This window comes from Actinomycetota bacterium, assembly GCA_040757835.1.
Lineage (GTDB): Bacteria > Actinomycetota > Geothermincolia > Geothermincolales > RBG-13-55-18 > SURF-21.
Genome location: JBFLWJ010000008.1, coordinates 107,254 through 124,012 on the forward strand (window position 1 = coordinate 107,254; position 16,759 = coordinate 124,012).

The 16,759-nt window shown below is 53.3% G+C and carries 16 protein-coding genes; 14 read left to right on the forward strand and 2 right to left on the reverse strand.

Annotated elements, in window-relative coordinates:
• The first annotated feature begins 10 nt into the window (after nt 1-10).
• The 12 genes from AB1384_08670 to AB1384_08725 all read left to right on the forward strand — a co-directional run bounded on the left by AB1384_08670 (nt 11) and on the right by AB1384_08725 (nt 12,556).
• Nucleotides 11-1,375 carry an NADH:flavin oxidoreductase gene (locus AB1384_08670; protein MEW6554343.1) on the forward strand — a complete coding sequence of 455 codons (1,365 nt, stop codon included), beginning with the start codon at nt 11-13 and terminating at the stop codon, nt 1,373-1,375.
• 58 nt (nt 1,376-1,433) lie between these two features.
• Nucleotides 1,434-2,447 (forward strand): amidohydrolase family protein, encoded by a 1,014-nt coding sequence (locus tag AB1384_08675; protein MEW6554344.1) that lies wholly within the window; start codon nt 1,434-1,436, stop codon nt 2,445-2,447.
• A complete protein-coding gene (locus AB1384_08680) occupies nt 2,447-3,415 on the forward strand; it encodes an amidohydrolase family protein (protein MEW6554345.1) in 969 nt (322 codons plus the stop codon). The genes AB1384_08675 and AB1384_08680 overlap by 1 nt, the downstream gene beginning before the upstream one ends.
• A 3-nt stretch (nt 3,416-3,418) precedes the next feature.
• A complete protein-coding gene (locus AB1384_08685) occupies nt 3,419-4,609 on the forward strand; it encodes a hypothetical protein (GenBank protein MEW6554346.1) in 1,191 nt (396 codons plus the stop codon).
• A 385-nt stretch (nt 4,610-4,994) separates the two neighbouring features.
• A complete protein-coding gene (locus AB1384_08690) occupies nt 4,995-5,123 on the forward strand; it encodes a HepT-like ribonuclease domain-containing protein (protein ID MEW6554347.1) in 129 nt (42 codons plus the stop codon).
• A 117-nt stretch (nt 5,124-5,240) separates the two neighbouring features.
• Nucleotides 5,241-5,453 (forward strand): PF20097 family protein, encoded by a 213-nt coding sequence (locus tag AB1384_08695; GenBank protein MEW6554348.1) that lies wholly within the window; start codon nt 5,241-5,243, stop codon nt 5,451-5,453.
• A 312-nt stretch (nt 5,454-5,765) separates the two neighbouring features.
• On the forward strand, nt 5,766-6,581 hold the full coding sequence (locus tag AB1384_08700; protein MEW6554349.1) for a transcriptional regulator: 816 nt from the start codon (nt 5,766-5,768) through the stop codon (nt 6,579-6,581).
• Nucleotides 6,578-7,546, forward strand: coding sequence for a nucleotidyl transferase AbiEii/AbiGii toxin family protein (locus AB1384_08705; protein MEW6554350.1), 969 nt, complete (start codon nt 6,578-6,580; stop codon nt 7,544-7,546). Before AB1384_08700 ends, AB1384_08705 begins: the two co-directional genes overlap by 4 nt.
• A gap of 426 nt (nt 7,547-7,972) precedes the next feature.
• Nucleotides 7,973-9,772: a P-loop NTPase fold protein gene (locus tag AB1384_08710; GenBank protein ID MEW6554351.1), complete on the forward strand. Its 1,800-nt coding sequence runs from the start codon at nt 7,973-7,975 to the stop codon at nt 9,770-9,772.
• Nucleotides 9,772-10,476, forward strand: a complete 705-nt coding sequence (locus AB1384_08715; protein ID MEW6554352.1) for a hypothetical protein — start codon at nt 9,772-9,774, stop codon at nt 10,474-10,476. Before AB1384_08710 ends, AB1384_08715 begins: the two co-directional genes overlap by 1 nt.
• A gap of 131 nt (nt 10,477-10,607) precedes the next feature.
• A complete protein-coding gene (qatC, locus tag AB1384_08720) occupies nt 10,608-11,795 on the forward strand; it encodes a Qat anti-phage system QueC-like protein QatC (protein MEW6554353.1) in 1,188 nt (395 codons plus the stop codon).
• The gene (locus AB1384_08725; protein ID MEW6554354.1) at nt 11,792-12,556 is read left to right on the forward strand and encodes a TatD family hydrolase; all 765 of its coding nucleotides are present in this window, start codon (nt 11,792-11,794) and stop codon (nt 12,554-12,556) included. Before qatC ends, AB1384_08725 begins: the two co-directional genes overlap by 4 nt.
• 333 nt (nt 12,557-12,889) lie before the next feature.
• On the opposite strand, the gene AB1384_08730 is transcribed toward AB1384_08725, so the two are convergent.
• Together AB1384_08730 and AB1384_08735 are read right to left on the reverse strand one after the other, a co-directional pair.
• Nucleotides 12,890-13,069 (reverse strand): hypothetical protein, encoded by a 180-nt coding sequence (locus tag AB1384_08730; GenBank protein ID MEW6554355.1) that lies wholly within the window; start codon nt 13,067-13,069, stop codon nt 12,890-12,892.
• Between the two features lie 14 nt (nt 13,070-13,083).
• Nucleotides 13,084-15,081, reverse strand: coding sequence for a hypothetical protein (locus AB1384_08735; GenBank protein MEW6554356.1), 1,998 nt, complete (start codon nt 15,079-15,081; stop codon nt 13,084-13,086).
• Between the two features lie 319 nt (nt 15,082-15,400).
• Here AB1384_08735 and AB1384_08740 point away from each other — a divergent pair, with 319 nt between their 5' ends.
• Together AB1384_08740 and AB1384_08745 are read left to right on the forward strand one after the other, a co-directional pair.
• Complete coding sequence (locus AB1384_08740; protein MEW6554357.1) at nt 15,401-15,745, forward strand: helix-turn-helix transcriptional regulator; 345 nt, start codon at nt 15,401-15,403, stop codon at nt 15,743-15,745.
• A gap of 101 nt (nt 15,746-15,846) precedes the next feature.
• Nucleotides 15,847-16,635, forward strand: a complete 789-nt coding sequence (locus AB1384_08745; GenBank protein MEW6554358.1) for a site-specific DNA-methyltransferase — start codon at nt 15,847-15,849, stop codon at nt 16,633-16,635.
• The last annotated feature ends 124 nt before the right edge of the window (nt 16,636-16,759 follow it).

The window sequence follows — 16,759 nt, forward strand, 5'->3', positions numbered from 1 at the left end:
GGAGGTTATCATGGCTAAGAAAGACAATCCCTTCAAAAACCTGCTCAAGCCGATCAAGATCGGTCCGGTCGAGCTCAAGCACCGTATGGTGCTGGCTCCAATGAACGACACCCTGTCCGGCCACAATGGCGAGGCGACTGAGCAGATGATCTCCTATTACGCCGCGCGGGCTAAGGGCGGGGCGGCAATGGTCATCACCGGCGCGATCATGGGGACAAAACTGGCATCGCAATTCGTATGGGGGCGCAACCTGTACTGTTTCCATCCCGGGCACATCCAGGGGCTGAAGCTGCTGACCGACCGCATCCATTATTTCGGTTCGAACGCCTGCGCCCAGATCACCATCGGGTTCGGACGCCAGGGACATTCCGCCGACCACCACGAGCTCGCTCCCGCTGCCACCGGGGGCCTTCCTTATGAGATAGCGCTCGAAAAAGGCCCCAAGGCCATCGAGATCTCCTGGAGGAACATCGAGCATCCCCGCTCCTTCCTGGTGGGCCAGATGACCCGGGAGATGACCATCGACGAGATCCACAGCGAACAGAAGGAGTTCGCCCGCAGCTGCCAGTTGCTGGTCATCGCCGGGTTCGATGCCATCGAGATCCACGCGCCGCACGGATACCTCGAGCACCAGTTCCTGTCGCCCTTCTCCAACAAGCGGACGGACATGTACGGGGGGGAATGGAGAAACCGCAAGCGCTTCCTGAACGAGGTCACCGAACAGGTACGTTATGCGGTAGGCTCGGGCGTCGCCCTGGGGGTGCGCATCAGTGCCGAGGAGCACATGGAGGGAGGTCTTACCCGCGAGGAGATGATCGACGTCGGTAGAGACCTCGAGGAACGCGGTATCGATTACCTGAGCCTCTCCGACGGCGGCGGATACGAGGAGGGCGGGCACCTCGTCCCCGACAAAGACCGGGCCAAGCATATTCCTGAACACGGCAGGGACTTCAAGAAGGCCATCAAGATCCCGGTGATGGTCGCCTCCCAGCACGACCCGGTCAAGGCGGACAAGGATATCGGGGACGGGATGTTCGATCTCTCGGCCCTGGGACGCCAGCTGTTCATCGACCCCGAGTACCCCAACAAGGTAACGGAGAACCGCCCCGATGATATCAACAGGTGCCGTTACTGCCACACCTGTCTTGGCATATCCCTGGCCGGGGCCGGTATCGCATGTCCGTACAACCCGGAACTGGGCCGTGAGTACGCCAACCCGGAGTACATGATCGGACCACGCGCGGAACACGAGATCATCATCCCGCGCGGCATGCTCGCCGGTGACATGCCGGCCTTGGACCGGCCCTGGTGGAAGCCGGAATATCCGGTTATCGAGAAGGCCTGGAGACCTTTCCGCGGCCCGGGCAAGAGATAGGGAGGATACCGGCAAGAGTCGGGGGCTGTTAATCGCCTCAGGATAAAAGGAGTAGATCATGAGCGACGGATTCGAGAAGGACGGTTTCTTCAAGATCGACCCCGAGGCTCACCTGCTGGGGGAGATGGAGCCCATCAACCACTTCCCCGGGGTGCAGATGTGGTGGCGGGCGATAGAGAGCATCAGGCGTCCCTTGTTGTTGGGCTTGAAGCCCCCCGTATTCGAGGGATTGGAACCGAAGGAGTTGAACAAGGACGAGGACCCCGAAGCCCTGCTGGAGTACATGGACAAGTACGGGGTGGACATCGCCTGCTGCCTGCCCGAGTCCATGATGGACACCACCGGCTACACCAGCCGCTGGATGTCGAACGGGGCCATGGCCAGGGTGGTGGACGCCCACCCCGACCGCTTCATGTACCAGCCCAACATCAGCCCCATCAAGTTCAAGGGCGTGAAGAACACCATCTGGGAGCTGGAGTACTGGGTGAAGGAGCGGGGGGCGAAGATATTCAAGTTCTATCCCCCCGAGGATACCTACATCAACGACCCCGACCTCTGGCCCTTCTACGAGAAGGCGGAGGAGCTCCAGATCGTGCTCGACATCCACACCGGCTTCTGCTGGGTGCCCCCCGGAAAGAGCAAGTACGCCCTGCCCCTGCAGCTGGACGACGTGGCCCGGGACTTCCCCGACTTAAAGCTCGTCGCCTTCCACATGGGCTACCCCTACTGCGACGACCTCAACATGGTGGCCATGGGGCACCCCAACGTCTACCCCTGCCTCAGCCTGCTCATCCCCTGGGCGATAGGGGCGCCGCGCAAGTTCGCCAAGATCCTGGGGGAGGCCATGCGCTTCGTGGGCCCGGACCGCATCATCTGGGGATGCGACTATGCCGGCTTCGGCGTGCAGATAAAGACGGCGGTGATGGGCCTGCGCGAGTTCCAGTTCCCCGAGGACATGCAGGAGGATTACGGCTATCCCGCCCTCACCGACGAGGACCGCGCCAAGATCTTCGGGCTCAACCTGGCCGGCCTGCTGGGGGTGGACGCATCGAAGCGCAGGATCAAGACGTGATGAGGCAAGAGCGCCGACTGGATGTTCATCACCATCTTCTCCCCCCGGAGTACCTGTCCGCCCTGAACAAGAGAGGCATAACCGAGTTCGCGGGCCGTCCCTTTCCCGAGTGGAGCCCGGAGGTCTCCCTCTCGCTCATGGACCGGCATGGTATAGAGGCCGCTATAACATCGGTTTCATGCCCGGGAGTATATTTCGGGGACATGGGGCTTGCCAGGGACCTCGCCCGCATGTGCAACGAATATGCCGCGGAGCTTTGTCGCGGAGAAGACAAGCGATGGGGAGCCTTCGCCGTGCTCCCGCTGCCTGACCTGGATGCCGCGATGGCGGAGCTCGAGTATGCGCTCGATACCCTGCAGCTCGACGGCGTCTCCCTGCTCGCGAGCATCGGCAGGCGATATCTTGGCGACCCCTGCTTCGATGAAATATTCGCCGAGCTGAACAGGCGGAGGGCCGTGGTGTTCATACACCCCAGCGTCCCGCCGGGAAGCGATGTCCCGGAGTTGGACCTGCCATATTTTCTCGTGGAGTTCGTCTTCGATACCACCCGGGCAATAGCCAACCTCCTTTTCGGCGGAACCATGGAGAGATGCGCGGACATACGCTTCATCGTGGCTCATGCCGGTGGGACTGTTCCCTACCTGGTGTTCAGGCTGTCCCTGGGGCAGTTTCTTCCCGGCCTGCAGGAGAAAGTGCCTGAGGGAGTCGCGGCCTATCTCGGCCGCCTTTACTACGACACCGCCCTTTCGGCGTCACCCGCCGCCCTCCGTTCGCTGCAGGAGCTGGTGGATAGCTCTCGTATAGTCTTTGGTAGCGATTATCCTTTCGCTCCCGAGCTGGCGACCGCGATCACCATCTCAGGCCTGGAGGACTACGACGGGTTCGACGAGCGGGAACTGAGAGCGGTCTATGGCGAGAACGCTCTATCTCTATTCCCCCGCCTGCAACCGACGGAAAGGAGAGGATAGCCCGTGAGGGAGACCGAGATAGTCAATACTTCCACCCCGGACGGCCCCTTCAAGGTAGGGGTAAGGACCGAGTGGCTGGAGTTCGAGGGACGCGACCTGCGCGTGGTCATCTGGTATCCCGCCCGGGAGGTGGAGAAAGCCGAGCCCCATGTATTCCGGAGCGATGATCTGGGATCCGCGGTGAGAGGGTCGGCGGTGCTGGAGGCCCCGCCCGACAGGTCGGGCGCGCCCTACCCCATGATACTCTACTCGCCGGCCCTGACCGCTCCCGCGGACGCCTCGGTATTCTATACCCAGAACCTGGCTAGCCACGGCTATGTCGTCGCCGCCGTCGATCACCTGGATGCAAACCACTTGGACCTGGTCGTCCGGGACGGGAACTGGAAAAACCTCCTCCGATACTTTCCGAGGATGTTCAAAGAGTTCGTCACCGGCGATCCGAGCGTAACGGTCCTCGTGATGTTCAGCGGCCATTTTCGCAGTACCGAGTTCGGGCTGAAATACCGGCCGCATGAGGCGAGGCTGGCGATCGACAATGCCGCTATATGGAACGGGGACGCCTCATCGCCGCTGTACGGCATGATCGACCTCGATACAATAGGCATGACCGGTCATTCCCTCGGGGCGTGGACCACCCTCCTACTCGGGGGCATGTCCCTCAAGTACGACGAGAGCTTATGTGCCGGCGACTCCGATATCAACAGTGGGTGCATCGCCGATCATGACCCCGTCTGCACCCGGTCCGCCAGATCCCTTGAGAGCCCCTACGCGCTGCGGGACGAAAGGATCAAGGCGATACTCCCCATGGCTTCGCCGATCTTCCACCACGATGCGCCGGATAACGCAAGGGAGATCAAGGTACCGTTGATGTTCCTTACCGGCGATGATAAGAGATGGGAAGCCACTTTCTACCGCCAGAAAGAGGTGTACGACAGCGCGCCAGGCCCCAAACATTTCGTGGTCATCCGGGACACCGATCACTATGTGATCTGCGACATGTGGCTGAAATCCCGCGTTATCCTTGCTAGATTCCGGCTACCCAAATTCAAGCAGAATTTCCAGGAGAAGGCCCAGGCTTACAAGGATTACTCAGTGGCTTTTTTCGATCTCTATCTCAAGGGCGATGACAGTAGAGCGGACGTCCTGCAAGCGCCGAACCAACCTCTTGTAAAACAGGTATGGAGCGAGATATGAAACACCTGAAGGAGGGGGATGCCCTCATCCACATCCTCTATGAAGTGGAGCAAGCGGCGGCAGGCCGTATAGATTATATGCCGTGGGACCGTCTTTATCTATGCGTCTGGCTTCAGTGGCTATATATGGCCCGTCCTGCCCGAAAGGCGGTGTGCTTCACGGGTACCCTTGTTGCATGTGGCCTCTCTTCTTGTCAGATGCAGCTCTTGAGCTGGTAATTCAAGGATGATCTGCTGGATGTCGTCAGCATCCTGAAATGACGGGATTGCCCACTGTGTTTAAAACGTGCCCATTTTCGATGGCCAACCTGGCCGGCCTGACAGTCATATAGAATTGGTATAATTATCGCAGAGCGGAGAGCAAAGTAATCGATGGGTAAGAAAGCATGGAGATCAACGACCTGGTTCATGATTATTTCAACGTTGATGCCGATGAAGTATGGTCGACCGTGGAGAAGGATCTGCCTGCCCTCAAGGCCGACATACTCACCATCCTAAGGGATATTGAAGCTTGACAATTCTCACGCAATCCAATGCAACTGCATGAATATAGTTACTGGTAGAACGAACTTGGATTTCGTTGGAAACGCCAATGCGGTGGCTGCCTAAAAACCGAAAAAGGAGGTTCGGCGATGCCTGAATCAAGCAATTGTCCCAAGTGCGGCGGGGCTATGATCCCGGGGTCGCTCAAAGAGCGAACGTTATATGGTCCCTCTCCATACCAGTGGGTTCCATCAGATGATGCTCCTTTCCCCATGAAGGGAGCTCCAAGCAATCGACATGATATCTCGATATATCGTTGTGAGGATTGTGGATACCTGGAATTATATGCAATATCCGGCTGATATAAATGACTTGTCTGGTTCTCTATGACGAGTAGATCAGAAGACTCACATGCCTCGAAAGGCGCTGTGCTTGGCAAAATATCTGGCGGAACGGTGTTCTTTGCTCTCCGCCTATGTATATCTTAAGCGGCGTTTTTTCGGCTAAAGGCTGCAAAATACATAGGAGCTTGGAAACCGCCCGATTCCCGGCTGTGTCCAGATTGTGCCTATTTTCTGATAATTGCTGAGTGTCCAAGATATTCGGATAAGAACCTTTACAAAACATGTCTTTATAGCTAATATTATTAATTATAAAAGCATGATACGTAAAGGATGAAAGAGATGGTTGTCAATGAGTTCCTGGAACGGCACCCGGTGTTCACCCTTACAGAGTTCAAGGCTTTCCTGGATGAGAACGCATCGGTGAACAAGTGGACGCAGCAAAACCTCCTCGCATATTACAAGAAGAAAGGGAGAATACTCGGGGTCAAGCGGGGGCTTTACGCCGTGGTACCCCTAGGCATGGAGCCGGACAGCTTCCTTCCCGATCCATTCCTTCTTGCGGCCAAGATGGCGGAGGATGCAGTGCTCTCATATCATACGGCCCTGGAATTCTACGGTTCTGCCTATTCCGTTCACAATCGCTTCATATACTTGTCTGGGGTTCAGAGAAAAGAACTATCCTGGAGGGGATACGTTTTTAGAAGCGTCCCCTTCCCGGGAGCCCTGCTCAAGAAGAGGAAAGAGTCGTTCGGTATAAATGCAGAAGACCGAAGGGGTCTTGGAGTGAAGGTCACGGGCTTGGAGCGCACCATGGTCGACGTTTTCGACCGGCCCGACCTCGGGGGCGGCTGGGAAGAGATATGGCGCAGCCTGGACCTCGTGGACTATCTGAAACTGGAAGAGGTGGTGAGGTACGCCCTGCTCCTCGACAACTCCACGACGGTGGCAAAAGTCGGCTTCTACTTAGAGCAGAACAAGGAACGCCTGATGGTGGATGACTCGCATCTCGATCGCCTGAGGAAAAAGATGCCCCTTTCCCCCCGCAAAATGGAGCGCACAGGAAGCCAGCCCGGCAAATTCGTATCCGCTTGGAACCTGGCAGTTCCCAGGCCAGTTTACGAAAAGGTATGGGAGGAGGTCACATGATCCTTTCCCGGGAAGGGCTTGCGCGGGCGGTGGCCTCGAGCGGCTTCCGCGAGGATTACCTGGAGAAGAGCATCAGGTTGCTGTATCTCCTGGAGGCGATCAAGGATAATCCGTTCCTGAGATCGAGATTGGTTTTAAAGGGAGGAACGGCACTGAACCTCTTTATCATGGAACTGCCCCGCCTTTCCGTGGACATCGACCTCAATTACATCGGCTCTCCGGAAAGGGGGGTCATGCTGGAGGAACGGCCCCTGGTCGAACGCACCCTCCAGGCTATCTGCGGCCGCGAGGGATTCCGGGTGAGGCGCATACCAAGCGATCATGCGGGAGGTAAGTGGTTATTGAGGTTTGATAGCACGCTGGGGAGAGGAGGCTCTCTCGAACTCGACATCAACTTCCTTATGAGAATCCCTCTTTGGGATCCAAATACTATTGATTCTCAAGCCCTAGGCGATCATCAAGTAGGTGGCATCGCTGTACTGGACAAACATGAGCTTATGGCGGGTAAAGCCGTTGCCCTGCTGTCGCGCAGGGCGGCCCGTGACCTCTTCGATTGCCATGGGTTGCCAAGAGCCCTATCCCTTGTTGCCGACAAGCTGCGTCTGGCCTTTGTCGTAAATGGAGGCATGAGCCGGAGGGATTGGCGCGATGTATCGCTTGACGACATAGGATACGACATCAATGAATTGCATAACGTTCTCCTGCCCACTCTCCGCAATGATTATGCATCGGGTATCAAGGATGTCAGTTCTTGGGCAGACCGCCTGGTGCTCGAGTGCCGGGAAGAGCTTTCGGTCCTCTTGCCCTTGCGAGCGAACGAGGTCGATTTTCTCACGTCTTTGAACGAGGAAGGAGAGATACTCCCAGGGCTGCTGACATCAGATAAATATCTGGCACGTAAGATCGAGAGGCAACCTGGGTTGCTCTGGAAGGCTCAAAATGTCAAGGAATACAGAAGAACATAGTTGCTCAACACAAAATGTACCCTCACTTTATCTGTTCTCGAGATATAATTCACTGCGCATCGTGAATATAATACGATATGGTAATATATGTTAAGCTCGTGCACCTCGAAAGGCGTTGTGCTTACCCACCAATCCTGCGAATCCAATAATTGTAGGCACCACAAACACATGCTTTTAGCTGGGACAATATGTCCGTTGTGACCTATTCCGTTTTTTTCTCGAAAAGTGTGATTTGCCCTGCTGTGTCCATATTGTGCCCATTTTCGTATATTTGGGCATTTACTAGGTACTCTTGTGGATTAATTGCGCTAATTGCCTATCTGACACCTGAATCAATGGTGTGCTTTCAGCACCACAGATGTATCCTATACTCTGTAGAAGGGGTTGTAGAATACTGTAAAACCTATTTTACATGAGGGGGATGCTATGTGGCCTGATAATGAGACGTCGATCGACCTTCTAGGCTTTGAACATCTTGTCGATGCACTTGAAATTGTGCTGACAGACTCGAAATTGCTCCCTGTGACAGTGGGCGTAGTTGGTGACTGGGGGTCTGGAAAAACGAGCCTAATACGGATGGCTGAGGAAAAGCTCAAGCAGATTCCCGGAATCGTAACTGTATCTTTTAATCCTTGGCGTTTTGAGGGTTACGATGATATGAAAGCTGCTTTGATGTCGGCAGTTATTTCTGAAATTGAAAGGAAAATTGAGGATAACCCTACCGTATTCGAAAAAGTCGCTAGAGGCTTGAAAAGACTTGCGCGAATAATCGGTTTAGTTCGAGCAGCACCTATAGCTGCTGCAGCACTTGCCTCTGCAGCGCACGCCCCAACTGCTGTGGCGTTAATGTTAGGCGAAATGGCTGGAGCAGTTGCCGAAGCAGCTACAGAGGAAAAGGAAGATGAAGATACGGAATTAGTATTATCTATCGCTGAATTCCATCAGGAGTTCGAGCGAATAATGAAAGAATTGGGCGACGAAGTTGAAGCAGTCATCGTTTTTGTAGATGATCTCGATCGCTGTTTGCCAGAAACGATCATTAATACTTTCGAGGCCATCCGATTGTTCCTCCATGTTAACAAGACTGCATATGTAATTGCAGCCCACCCAAGGATAGTGGAGGCGGCAATTGAAGCTAGATACATTGACAACAGACGCGGGGATGAGAATCTAGGGCGCGACTATTTAGAAAAGATCTTCCAAATGACAATAACGGTGCCAGCGCTTTCGGAACCAGAAGTTGAAAGCTATATTAACTTACTTCTGTCTGAGCAATATCTGGAGAGAGAAGAGTTAGACAAACTGCGTGAGGAAGCTAGTAAGCGGCGGCGTGAGGGCCAATTCGGTGTAGTAATGAACTATGGAATCGCAAGTGGGATAATTGGAGGCTCAAAGGAACTCGATTCTGACTTTGCTCTAGCAAATCAAATTGCGCCCGTGCTTGCTAGGGGTTTACGCGGAAATCCACGGCAGATTAAAAGATTCCTCAATACATTTATGCTACGACGGCGTACTGCGGAGCGGCGGGGTATAGACTTGGACCCTGCAATTTTGGCGAAATTAATGATACTTGAGTTAAATCTGGAAGAGTTTAAGCAACTCTTCTTATGGCAGCTTGTGCAGGATGGTCAACCCAACGAACTGGTTGAAGCGGAGGAAAAAGCGCGCTCGAATGCTATACAGGAACTAGAAGGAGAAGTCGCAACTTGGGCAGCCAGACCCAATGTGTTGGAATGGTTGTGTCTTGATCCACCTCTAGCCGATTTACCGCTAGGTAGATATTTCTATTTCTCCCGCGACAGACTATCTCCGGCTGCTCCTGCAGCAAGATTATCAGCTGCTCTACAGGAACTCCTGGCACGGCTACAAGTTGATTCAGACGCACTACGTCGGGCTGCCATCAATGAAGCAGTAAGTCTGCCGAGGGAGCAAATTGTTCAGGTCTTCGATGCTCTTCTTGAGAAGGCAATTCGTAAGCCAGAGGGACCTGCAATGGATAGCAGCTTGGAACTCGCGGCGAAACAACAAACGCTCATTGATGATTTTGCTAATGCACTTGAAAGAATCCCTGTCGCGAGCGTACCAATTCATCTGCCCTTGAAAATCCGATTAACTTTCGGGGATCAGAATCCACGTCTCGAAGCAGTATTAGATTCTTGGGATAAATGCGGGTCTGGGGATCTAAGAAATGCTATTGTCCAAGCCCGAAGCAAGGGAGATACGTAATGGGAACATCGTCTGATTATTCCGGATCAACTGGAGGCCCTTGGACTCGTTTCAAACGAGCGGCAACAGATTTCGCGAAATACGGCGGTGAGGAACGTGCCCGTCGCGTTATGGCTCGCCACGTTGCCACATTAGGTGGCGCAAGAAGAGCGTCAGAATCTGCAAAAGCTGGCATATCAACTGCTCAGAGATTAGGCGAGGCATTAACAAGGCTTGGGACATTAGGATTAGATGCAACATTACAATCATATAATCTTGATTACTTGATCGGCAAAGACAGATTCGATGTTCTGCAAGCCCTTATTGAAATAATTGCTCCGCCAGGTACAGATCTAGAAAGTGAAGCAGCCCGCAATGCAGCTTTAGATGTTATTGAAGAAGTATTCGGCGAGGGTAATTCTTATGAAGATTTGTCGTCTACTCAGTTTGACCACGATGGGCTTGTCAATGCATTAGAGTTGTTTATTGCAGCATATGTCTATAACCGGGCCATTCCACTTATCGAAAAGCGGCTTAGCGAGTTAAGTGCAGGCGAGGCTGATAATCGTGATAAAGCTCTACATATCTTCATTAAACAACTTGTCAGGCTGAGGTTAAAAGACATGGATCCTTTGCAGATAGACTGGAAGGGGACAGAAGGTCATAGCATTATCCAACGGCTAATCCGTGGCTTATATAGCCAATTGGAATCTTGGGATGAATGACAATGCTATTCCAGCTAAGGATTCACTTAGATGAGCCGATTGAGACGGAATCAGTCGTGCTTGATTGGTCAAGAACACAAGGGACGATTGATTATAAGGGTGCGCTCTTTGATCGACTGCACCAACCTTCTATGGCATTGGACCTCCTACGATTTGGAGCGGTAGTGCATTGCGCCGACAAGTTAACTTCTCGTGAGGCCACGGAAAACGGATGGGAGCGTGAGATTTCCTTGAGTATCCCGGCGATGGACCCTGTCCAATGGCAATCTGCCACAGACACATTGACCGAGGCCCTTTGCTTTCTAAGCGGAGATCGATGGAGTTTGAGGTTTAGGGAGAGTTGCGAACAAGAGTCAGGAGCTCGAGTTCGCCAATCTTGTGATGCTATCTGCCTTTTTTCTGGAGGGCTTGATTCGCTTGCTGGTGCAATTGATCTCTTGGAGGATGGCTTATCAGTGTGTCTTGTTGGTCATTACGACACCGGTCTTACACATGGCAGGCAACTTGAACTTGCCGAAGAACTTGGGAATCACTATGGCAACAAGAAAGTGACCCTATTGCAGGTCTTCTTGCGTCCCTCGCCAAGAAGGGATAATCAGGTAGAGCCATTACCCCATGTAACCGAGAAAAGTACAAGGGCGCGCTCATTTCTATTTATTGCGATGGGTCTTGCAGTTGCGAACACAATTGGTGATTCAATTCCCTTGTATGTTCCTGAAAATGGATTTATTGGCATTAACGTTCCTTTAACGGCGGCCCGAAGGGGTAGTCTAAGCACGAGAACCACCCATCCATTCTTTCTGAGACGCCTTGAAGATGCATTTGCCCAGCTGGGAATTATGAACACAATCCGAAACCCTTATCGATTAAAGTCTAAAGGAGAGGTAATTGCTGAAAGTCGGAATCGAGGTCTCTTAGCTCGGCTTGCTCCGAGAACTATTTCATGTGCACATCCAGAAGCATCGAGATTTTCTGGCCAACCACAGGGCAACTGTGGCTATTGTTACCCTTGTCTTATCCGTCGTGCTTCGTTGCATCACGCTCATCTCGATTCTGCTGAGGGATATGCATATGATGTCCTTTCTGAACAAGGATTCGTTAGCTCCCAAAGTAGTCGGCCTTCTACACTTAAGGCTGTTATGAGAAACCTATCCAGGACATATAAATGGAGTGATGTGCTTCGGAACGGTCCAATACCCGGAAATGAACGTATTGAGTTCGAGGGGGTATTTCGTCGCGGGCAAGAGGAGCTGCGTGAGTGGCTACTTAGCTCACCTGAAAATAGCCTTAGAAGGCTACTTCCCGAGAGCATGCCATGATGGAATATCTTGATACTCATTGCCATATAACGAAATATCGTCAGCCGCTACGTATTATAGAGAGTGCAGAAGAGAGCAAGGTTGGCATTATTGCAGTGACTGAGCTTCCGAGCGAATTTAGAGCATTGGTGTTGAAGTTGGGTTCAAGGCCAGGAGCAATGCCAGCTTTGGGGTTGCACCCTTTGCTTGCTAAGAAGGCTTCACCTATTGAAATGAGCCTTTTTAAACACATGCTAGCTAGAACAAAGTTTGTAGGAGAGGTTGGACTTGACTTCTCACAGCAAGACATTTCTACGCGAAGACGCCAGATAGAAGTATTTGAAGCGATACTAATGCAACCTGGAATACAAGAGAAAATCCTAACAGTGCACTCTAGGCGAGCTGAGACGGAAACAATTGATTACATTATCCAGTCTCATGTCGCAGCCGTATTGCATTGGTACTCAGGCCCTGTTAAGTACATAGAGCGTGCACTTGATGCCGGCATCTATTTTTCAATAAATCTAGCAATGATGCGAAGCTCTCATGGAAAGCGAGTTCTAGCTGCCGTGCCCCAAGATAAAATACTGCTTGAGACAGATGGGCCATACATTAATATCGGGCCAAGACCGATAGAGCCCAAGGATATTCCATCGGTAGTCAACATGCTAACTAATTGTTGGGATTTGACACCAAAAGAAGTCTTAGAACAAGTCCGTAACAATATACTAGCGTTAAGAATGCGGGTGAAAACTGAAGACGAAATTGTAGATGACCCTTAAAGATATAGGGTTAATTCAAGGGAGAAGGAAAGCCATTTATATCTAGGATTGAAGGTGGGCTCTCTACCAAGGGATCTAAGCGGCTTGCTTGATCTGCTGCCCATTCGAGCCATCGCCCTAGTTCGCTATCGGCGTGAATCCCCCCATCAGTTTCTATCGCTTGCTGTCTGGCTGCATCGATGAAATCCCTGAGGATGTTGCTCTTGTGCCAGTTTTCGGCGAGCCCTATAAGACAATCCACGCGCATCCTCTCCCCTTCAACTAACTGCTGCTTCTCTTCCCAGAGGCGGTGTCGTTCCTGACTCTCCTTCTCTTCCAGTTCACGCTGGCGGGTTACGCCCACCAGAACCAGGCGATGTCGGGGTCGGTGAAGACAATGAAACGCTTGTGCTCCGAAAAATGCCCGCCCTGGAGTATCTCGATACGCCCGGGCTGCTTCACCACGCGGTGGTGGGGGAGGCCGGCTTCATTGTCGGGGTCTGAGTGGAGATATTTGGCCTGTACCAGGCCCACTTGGCCAAGCCTTATCAACTGGTACTGGCAATAAGCTCCACCACCTTCTTGAGCTCAATTACAGGCAGAGAGTGGCCGTCCTCCACGCCTTTACGGGTGAGGATATGAGTCACCCCGAAAAGCTCCCGGCTGGCAACGACACAGTCCTCCACGAGGTCCGCAAGGTCGAAGTTGCGACTCCACTTCCGGCCCACCTCCCAGACCACCACGAGCGCCAAGCTCTCGAACTTCTTGGGCGAGTGGCAGTCCGTTACCTCCTCGATGAGGCTGTCCAGGTTGACCTTGAACTCCAGCATGGCCGGGGGGTACCGCACCTCATCACGGCGGGCAAACGCGGCCGGGGACAAGCCCAGGGGGTTCGCTTTAGGTTCGTAGAGCGCCTTGGGGTGGTCCTTCTTCAGCTGGAATCCGAACACCCCGTCATAGGTAGCGGAGTGATAGGCACCATATAGGTCGTAACCGACAAGCTCCCCTTTCCCGCATAGCTCGGAGAAAAGCCATATCACCTCGGGCTCGTGCTGGGGTAGTGAGCGCAGGCCATATCCTCCGCCCAGGGGCGTCTTCTCCGCCCGCGCTTCGGCCTCCCTTATCCTCTGGTGTTGGGCCATTTTGTCGGCGGCCTGGGATGCCTGGACGCCGGCGGGCTTGAGGTGCTTCCGCCGGGCCACGTAGTAGCGGATGAGCGCATCCCCGAGCTTTTTTATCTCGTCAACGAGGTCGGGGTTGAAGCCCTTCCTTCCCAGGTCGGGCCTGACATCCGCAAGCTGCACCAGCATGAAGAAGCGGTCCTCGTTGCCGGCGGCATAACCCAGCTCCAGGGGTATCGGCTCTCCCACCACGGCGTTGTGGGCGACCACCCATGCCCCCGGCTTGATGGCCTTCAGCGACTTATCCCCCACCTCCAGCTCACTAAGCAGTTGAAAAAGGCCTGCCGAGAAGGCGAAGAAGGAATATGCAGCTTCGAGGTCCTTTCTGAGGATGGGAAAGTCATTCCTGTTCAGGATGCCCCGCTGGGGGTGGAATAGCTGGTTCTTGGTCCATATCCTGTACAGGGCATCCTGGTTCAGGTGCTTCGTCGCTACCGGAGAGCCCTCCTGGTGCTCCTGGTAGTAGCGGCCAAGGTCCAGGTAGTTGAAGGTGCCGATGGTGTGGGGCAGCGGGTAGCTGAAGGGTATCTCCCAAGAAGCCGTAGACCCCGCTCCGTCCATGAGGATAAGGTTCACTCTGACCTGCCTGTTCCACCGCTCCCTGCGCAGCAGGTCCACGAAGCCTATGGCGGTCTTAGTGCGCAGGATAGCCTCCCACTTCTTCGGGGTCACCCCCAGGTGGGAGAGGGCTGCCGGCCGGGTTCCATCACCCAAGCGCAAGGTGACTGCTGTGCCCCTGCCGAGCTGGTTGAATATATTGCAGGTCTCCACCGCCGGGCGCGCTGCCGGTTGCTTCTGGCTCCCGTCTCCCATGGCCCAGCTCCGGCCGCCAGTAACCTCGAAGGAGAGGAAGCCGTCCTCTCCCATGGTAGAGACCCTGATATAGTCAGTGGCATGTGCGAGGAAGGTAGCGCCCACCCCAATGTGACCCCGCAGGATCAAGCCCAGGTCGCTTGCCACCCGCTGCTTCAGGCTCAGGTTGGGAACCAGGATCTGCATGAGCTCGGTCTTCGTGAGCCCGAGCCCACTATCCACTACGGTCACCTCATTATCTCTGAGGTTGAGGATAAGCCAGATCTCGGGCTCTTCGGCGAACTCGATATCCTCGCCCGACCAGATAAGTTTCACCCGGTGCTCCAGGGCATCGACGGCGTTCTGCGTGGCCTCGATGAAGAGGTCGTAGCTTCCCTGGTAGCTGTTCAGGATGTTCCTGACCGTCGCCCGTTTTAGAGCCTCCTCATCGGGCATCAGGTTCCAGAAGCCGAAGTGGTCGAAGGGCTTGGTTATGCCATTGGCCCGGGACCTCCTCGACCCTCTGGGCATGGGGACAACCGTCCCCAACAATAGGTTTGTGTTGCCGTTCATGGCAACCTCCTTTCGGTCGTTCCCCATTAAGGGGAATGGTTTACGGATAAACTTGTGGCGGCCTCACGGGAGACCGCCACCTCGAGACAGGCATCCCTTCCTGCCTGGTGGCGCCCTGCCCCGATATGGGTGAACGGCCAGCCTTTTCCGCCTGCCTGCCATATCAACCCTCCTTTCCAAGCCCCGCCATCGATGGCGTGGCTGCTGGCGTTATGTGCACTATATATGTGCACAACTATATTATAACCAACTCCAGTGTTATATGTGGCATTTTGTGCACTCTTTTTGTAAAATGATGAAAAGCCTTGAAGGGGGAGTTATGAAACCGTTTGCCCTGCTTATACGCGAAAAACGTCAAGAAAAAGGATATTCAATGGACAAACTGTGCCGTATTGTTCAGGAAGAAGAGGGGTTGAAGATGTCCAAATCGCTCCTAAATTTCCTCGAAAAGGGCCAGCGGGTTCCGACCTACGAGATGGCATATGGACTATCGCTAGCCCTTGATATTGACATAAAGCAGGCCTTATCGGCGGCTTATATAGCGCGGGTGGAACGTGATTTGAAGGGAGAAAAGAAGAGCCTAGAGAAGCTCGTTAACAACATACAGACCAAGGGTATTGACGTAGACTCAGTCTTGGCATCTCACCACAAAGTACATATATGAAACTCTGTCCTTTACGAACGATATAATAATCTTGATGCATAAATGATTGTGTATATTGCTGTGTTTCTCCAGATATTTAGTTTTGGGGGAGGGTAGATAATATGCCAGCCCTTGATTGGATTGGTAAAAAGGCCGTTGTTAACCATCACCGTGAGGTTCCATACCACTTGCTGCGGTACGAAGAGGAGTTATCTGCCGGTAATCCTGAAAGTGGCAACCTCTTGGTCCAAGGCGACAACCTCATCGCGCTTAAAGCTTTGCTCCCGTTCTATGCAGGGAAGGTAAAGTGCATATATATTGATCCTCCGTACAACACTGGTAATGAGAAATGGGTCTATAACGACGCTGTAAACAGCCCTGAGATTAGAAGCTGGTTAGGAAAGGTCGTGGGCGGTGAAGCGGAGGATCTTTCTCGCCATGATAAGTGGTTATGCATGATGTACCCAAGGCTCTCTCTTCTTAGAGAGTTTCTTCGTGAAGATGGAGCTATCTTCATAAGCATTGATGACAACGAGGTTCAGAGCTTGCGGTTCATAATGGACGAGATTTTTGGACCAAGGAATTTTATCGCTACTATTATCTGGCAGAAGATCTTCTCTACGAAGAATACAGCCAGGCATCTATCAGAAAGCCATGACTATATACTTCTTTATGCGAGAAATGCAGATTTGTGGAGGCCAAACCTTATAACCAGGACTGAGGCTTCTCATAGACGCTATAAGAATCTTGACGATGATCCACGTGGCCCATGGACATCTGGTGACTGTTCAGCACGTAACCCATACAGCGCTGGCATATATTCTATTCAATGCCCTGGGGGACGGCTCATTCCTGGCCCTCCCAGAGGAATGTATTGGCGTTTCTCAAAAGAGAAGTTTGGAGAACTCTGAACCGCCCCGGGTTTACCGGAGACTCGGTTGCTTGAGTCCTTCCGTATCTTCCTGATCCTCCTTTCCCCAATAGTAAGCCTCGAACTCCGCCGGCGGAATATTGCCAATGGGCTCGAGAAGCCGG

Excerpts from the sequence above, each read along its gene's own strand:
- qatC (MEW6554353.1), top strand. The coding sequence starts at position 10,608 with ATGGCATTGGACCTCCTACGATTTGGAGCGGTAGTGCATTGCGCCGAC.
- AB1384_08705 (MEW6554350.1), top strand. The coding sequence starts at position 6,578 with ATGATCCTTTCCCGGGAAGGGCTTGCGCGGGCGGTGGCCTCGAGCGGC.
- AB1384_08670 (MEW6554343.1), top strand. The coding sequence starts at position 11 with ATGGCTAAGAAAGACAATCCCTTCAAAAACCTGCTCAAGCCGATCAAG.
- AB1384_08735 (MEW6554356.1), bottom strand. The coding sequence starts at position 15,081 with ATGAACGGCAACACAAACCTATTGTTGGGGACGGTTGTCCCCATGCCC.
- AB1384_08695 (MEW6554348.1), top strand. The coding sequence starts at position 5,241 with ATGCCTGAATCAAGCAATTGTCCCAAGTGCGGCGGGGCTATGATCCCG.
- AB1384_08745 (MEW6554358.1), top strand. The coding sequence starts at position 15,847 with ATGCCAGCCCTTGATTGGATTGGTAAAAAGGCCGTTGTTAACCATCAC.
- AB1384_08710 (MEW6554351.1), top strand. The coding sequence starts at position 7,973 with ATGTGGCCTGATAATGAGACGTCGATCGACCTTCTAGGCTTTGAACAT.
- AB1384_08725 (MEW6554354.1), top strand. The coding sequence starts at position 11,792 with ATGATGGAATATCTTGATACTCATTGCCATATAACGAAATATCGTCAG.
- AB1384_08680 (MEW6554345.1), top strand. The coding sequence starts at position 2,447 with ATGAGGCAAGAGCGCCGACTGGATGTTCATCACCATCTTCTCCCCCCG.
- AB1384_08740 (MEW6554357.1), top strand. The coding sequence starts at position 15,401 with ATGAAACCGTTTGCCCTGCTTATACGCGAAAAACGTCAAGAAAAAGGA.
- AB1384_08715 (MEW6554352.1), top strand. The coding sequence starts at position 9,772 with ATGGGAACATCGTCTGATTATTCCGGATCAACTGGAGGCCCTTGGACT.
- AB1384_08700 (MEW6554349.1), top strand. The coding sequence starts at position 5,766 with ATGAAAGAGATGGTTGTCAATGAGTTCCTGGAACGGCACCCGGTGTTC.
- AB1384_08690 (MEW6554347.1), top strand. The coding sequence starts at position 4,995 with ATGGAGATCAACGACCTGGTTCATGATTATTTCAACGTTGATGCCGAT.
- AB1384_08675 (MEW6554344.1), top strand. The coding sequence starts at position 1,434 with ATGAGCGACGGATTCGAGAAGGACGGTTTCTTCAAGATCGACCCCGAG.